This window comes from Roseinatronobacter ekhonensis (genome assembly GCF_900499075.1).
Lineage (GTDB): Bacteria > Pseudomonadota > Alphaproteobacteria > Rhodobacterales > Rhodobacteraceae > Roseinatronobacter > Roseinatronobacter ekhonensis.
In genome coordinates this window covers 1-4142 of sequence record NZ_UIHC01000102.1, presented here as the reverse complement: position 1 = coordinate 4142, position 4142 = coordinate 1, and the positions used below count along the sequence as shown (strand labels likewise).

The window sequence follows — 4142 nt, the reverse complement described above, 5'->3', positions numbered from 1 at the left end:
CTCAATCCAATTGAACGTCTTTGGGCGGTCTTGCACCATTATGTCACCCACAATCGCTACTACCGAAGTCAGAAGCAATTCGCCGACGCCATCCTTGCATTCATGCGTGAGACCATCCCGCAGGAATGGAAGAAATTCCGCGACAAGGTGTCAGATAACTTCCGCGTCATAACACACGAGAACTTTCGGGTTTTGGAGTAGAAGAAGTATATCAAAAACAGCTCGAAGAAATGCGGACGCAGCGCGACGCAACCGAGGCCAAGCTGAAGGACCTACGCGAGGCCAGTGACACCGCCTGGGATGACATGAAGTCGGGCTTCGACAAGGCGTGGGACAGCCTCTCCAGCTCCTTCAACAGCGCCATGTCGCGATTCAAGGGATGAGGTCGCCGATGTCTGTCCCAAATACCCTGTGCGGCTCTGTTATCGCTGCCGTCCTCGCATGCGCCACCTTGCCCGCTGTGGCGCAGGGCACGGACGACATGACCTCCGCCCAAGAGGTGCGCGCCGAAATCTCGGAGGCGATGGAGACGATCGCGGCCTTCTCCGAGCAAGAGAGCGAGCAAGCGATCACCGAGGCGCGCGCGGCGCTGGACCGGCTCGACGTCGAGATCGAGCAGAGAGAAGAGGCACTGCGCGGCGGCTGGGCGGACATGTCCGAAGATGCGCGCGCGACCGCCCGCGCCAAGCTGCGCGACCTGCGCGAGGCGCGCAACCGGCTGGGCGAACGCTTCGGCGCGATCCAGGCTGGTACGAATTCGGCATGGTATGAGGTACAGGCCGGCTTCTCCGACGCGTGGACTGCCTCCTCGGACGCGTGGAGCGCCAGCGACGAACAGGCCCCGGCCGACTGACGGAACCTAAGGCGGCGACCGCACTATGGTGCTGGTCGAGAGCCGCCCGGCGACAACGCTGGCCTTTTCAGCAATGATCGCCTTTCAGATGATCGTCCTCGTTCATTGAAAGCAGACATTGCAGCATGGGCGTGAAAAATGCACTCGCGACCCCGACAGGTGCCGATCCGACCAATGTCTGGCTAGAGGAGGCGCGCAACGGCGTCGTCCATGTCGTGTCCCTGACCCTGCGCTACATCGTCCGCAACGGAGGCCCGCTGCGTCGAGTGAATCGGAGAAATGCAGAATTTGGCCAGTGTTTCTATGGCTCAGTCTATCCAGCGGCTGATTGATGATGCGGGTTTCGACCTGGTCGACGCCCGCACAAGCGCATGGGTGTCGGCGGCGGCGCCACCGCGCCCGCGGTATCAGCGATAGACGATCCCGCCGTCGGTGATGATCGCCTGCCCTGTTATGTAATCGGAATCCGGTCCAGCGAGGTACGAAACCAGTGCGGCAACGTCGTCCGGGGTCTGTGCACGCCCCAGAGCAATTCCGCCCACGTATTTGTCGTAGGTCTCGCCGATGGGCGCACCGGTCAATTCTGAAAACCGCTTGTCGATCTCAACCCACATGTCTGTCCCGACGATGCCGGGACAGTAGGCATTCACGGTGATGCCGTCGCTGGCATATTCCTTGGCTGCGGCCTGTGTCAGCGCGCGCACGGCGAACTTCGTCGCCGAATAGACACCCAGCATCTCAAATCCATCGTGCCCGGCAATCGAAGACGCATTGATGATCTTGCCACTATGGCCCAAGGATTTGAATTTCGCGGCAGCAGCCTGGATCCCCCAAAGAACCCCTTGGATATTGATTTTCAGGATCAGATCAACATCCTCCGGTGTTACATCTGCGATCGGATCGACCTGCGCGATACCGGCATTGTTGACCATTATGTCGAGCCCACCGAGCGTCTTTTCGGCATGCTCGACCGCAGCGTAGACCTCCGCACGGTCGCTGACGTCGGCTTTGAATGTTGTGGCCTTGCGGCCAAGCGCTTCGATCTCGGCAGCGACTTCTGCCATCTTGTCGGGTTTGATGTCGACAATCGCGATATCGGCGCCGTCTTTTGCCAGGCGCAAGGCTATGCCGCGTCCGATCCCTTGCGCCGCACCCGTCACAAGCGCTACTTTTCCGTTGAGTGTCATTCTATAATTCCTTTTGCTTCAGCGAGCTGAACAAGTCGCTGTGATGGGATGCCTCCATCTGATCGGAAAAGAGGCACTCTGGGGCTAACTCGGATCAGGACCCGGTCGCGAAACTTGTTTTAAGCGAAGACCCAGCACGAAAGCCGTTTCCTTGACCAATCCGCAGATCCTCATCTTCGTAATTCTCGCTGCCATGATGGGGCTGTTCCTGTGGGGGCGGTTTCGCCATGACGTGGTCGCGTTAGCGGCTCTTTTGGCCTGCGTAATCTCAGGGTTGGTTCCGTCGGGACTGGCCTTCGCTGGCTTCGGCCATCCGGCGGTGATTACGGTGGCCTGTGTCCTGGTGCTTAGTCAGGGGTTGCGCAACACCGGTGCCGTGGATTGGCTGGCGCGCAGTATCCTGCCGCGCGATGCCGGACGGATCACGACCCTGCTGGCGCTGATCGGGCTGGGGGCGGCGCTGTCGGGCTTCATGAACAACGTGGGCGCGATGGCGCTTTTGATGCCAATCGCTGTGCAATTGTCAGGCAGGCTGGATCTGAAGCCCGGACAGATCCTGATGCCGCTTGCCTTCGGCACCATTCTGGGGGGCATGACCACGCTGGTGGGCACGCCGCCGAACTTGATCGTTTCGGGCTTCCGGGAAGAGGCGGGGCTGGGCCAATTCGCCATGTTCGACTTTGCCCCTGTTGGCGTGGCGGTTGCAACCTTGGGCGTTCTCTTCGTCGCTGTCATTGGCTGGCGCCTGGTGCCTGCGCGCAAATCGGCCGCTGGCGCCGATTTTGACACCGGCACCTATCTGACCGAGGTGCGCGTGCCAGAGAATGGCAAGGCTGTCGGCCTGACCCTTCGCGGCTTCGAGGCCGAGATCGAGGACAGTGGCGCACAGATCGTCGGTCTGGTGCGCAACGAGGTGCGTATGACCGCGCCGCATGGTGCGCGCCACATCCACGCCGGTGATGTTCTGGTGCTGCAGGCCGATGTGGACGCACTGGCCGAAGCACTATCCGTCTTCGGCATCAAGCTTGAGGCGCATGAATCAGGCTCGGACGGCAAAGACGAAACGGCGGAAGATGCGTCCGAAAACACATCGAAAGCGGCCAACGCGGAAACCGCCATCTCAGATGCTGACAAGGTCGAGGACGCCGAGGAAAGCGATGAGCGTGACGAGGACATCGTGCTGCGAGAACTTGCCATTCTGCCAGGTTCGACCATCGTCGGGCGTTCGGCGATCGATCTGCGGCTGCGCACGCGCTATGGGCTCAATCTGCTTGCCGTGTCGCGCGAAGGACGCCAACCGCAGGCGCGGCTTCGCAAGCTCAAACTGAAATCCGGCGATCTGCTGTTGATGCAGGGCCCGGCCGAGATGATGGCCGAATTCATCAACGATACCGGCTGCGTGCCGCTGGGTGAGCGCGAGTTGCGCATCCCCGACAAACGTATGGCGATCATTGCAGGCGCGATCATGCTGGGTGCGATCGGCATTGTCACGCTGGGTCTGCTACCTGCCCCCGTAGGCTTTGCCCTTGGGGTTCTGGCCTCGATGCTCTTGCGCACGGTCCCGCTGCGGAAAATCTATACCACGATTGATTGGCCGATAATCGTGCTGCTGGCAGCGCTTATACCGGTTGCGGGCGCGATGCAGACGACCGGGGCCGCCGAGCTGCTGGCACGGTTTCTGGTCGGAACCATCGCGCAAGGCAACCCCGTCGCCGCCCTGGCAGTGGTGTTGATCACCACCATGTTCCTGTCCGACGTGATGAACAATGCCGCCACCGCCGCCATCCTGTGCCCCATCGCGCTTGGCATTGCCGCCACGCTTGGCGTCAATCCGGACAGCTTTCTGATGGCGGTCGCGATTGGCGCATCCTGCGCCTTTCTCACCCCGATCGGACATCAGAACAACACGCTGATCCTTGGTCCCGGTGGGTTCCGGTTCGGTGATTACTGGCGGTTGGGACTTCTGGTCGAGGTGTGCGTATTCCGGAGGATCCGGCCACCTATTCCGACAACATCCGGCCACCTGTTCCGGGGTATCCGGCCACCTGTGACGCGTTGCCGTGAGGCAGCGTATTTTGGTTATCAGTCTTGAGGGGTTTCGT

General features: G+C 60.8%; 3 protein-coding genes and 2 pseudogenes. 4 read left to right on the top strand and 1 reads right to left on the bottom strand.

Going from position 1 to position 4142, the window contains the following annotated elements:
* The 3 genes and pseudogenes from ROE7235_RS18825 to ROE7235_RS18820 form a co-directional block, all read left to right on the top strand.
* A pseudogene (locus ROE7235_RS18825) lies at nt 1-201 on the top strand (IS630 family transposase); the annotation flags it as partial.
* Nucleotides 202-212: 11 nt separating this feature from the next.
* A pseudogene (locus ROE7235_RS20315) lies at nt 213-383 on the top strand (sll1863 family stress response protein); the annotation flags it as partial.
* Between the two features lie 8 nt (nt 384-391).
* On the top strand, nt 392-853 hold the full coding sequence (locus ROE7235_RS18820) for a sll1863 family stress response protein (protein WP_147434278.1): 462 nt from the start codon (nt 392-394) through the stop codon (nt 851-853).
* A gap of 407 nt (nt 854-1260) precedes the next feature.
* Here the strand turns inward: ROE7235_RS18820 and ROE7235_RS18815 are convergent, their stop codons facing one another.
* Nucleotides 1261-2040: an acetoin reductase gene (locus tag ROE7235_RS18815; RefSeq protein WP_121097414.1), complete on the bottom strand. Its 780-nt coding sequence runs from the start codon at nt 2038-2040 to the stop codon at nt 1261-1263.
* Between the two features lie 151 nt (nt 2041-2191).
* Here ROE7235_RS18815 and ROE7235_RS18810 point away from each other — a divergent pair, with 151 nt between their 5' ends.
* On the top strand, nt 2192-4132 hold the full coding sequence (locus tag ROE7235_RS18810) for an SLC13 family permease (protein WP_121097411.1): 1941 nt from the start codon (nt 2192-2194) through the stop codon (nt 4130-4132).
* The last annotated feature ends 10 nt before the right edge of the window (nt 4133-4142 follow it).

What these genes read in the sequence shown, in the direction of transcription:
- ROE7235_RS18815 (WP_121097414.1), bottom strand. Translation starts at nt 2,040, where the DNA reads ATGACACTCAACGGAAAAGTAGCGCTTGTGACGGGTGCGGCGCAAGGG.
- ROE7235_RS18820 (WP_147434278.1), top strand. Translation starts at nt 392, where the DNA reads ATGTCTGTCCCAAATACCCTGTGCGGCTCTGTTATCGCTGCCGTCCTC.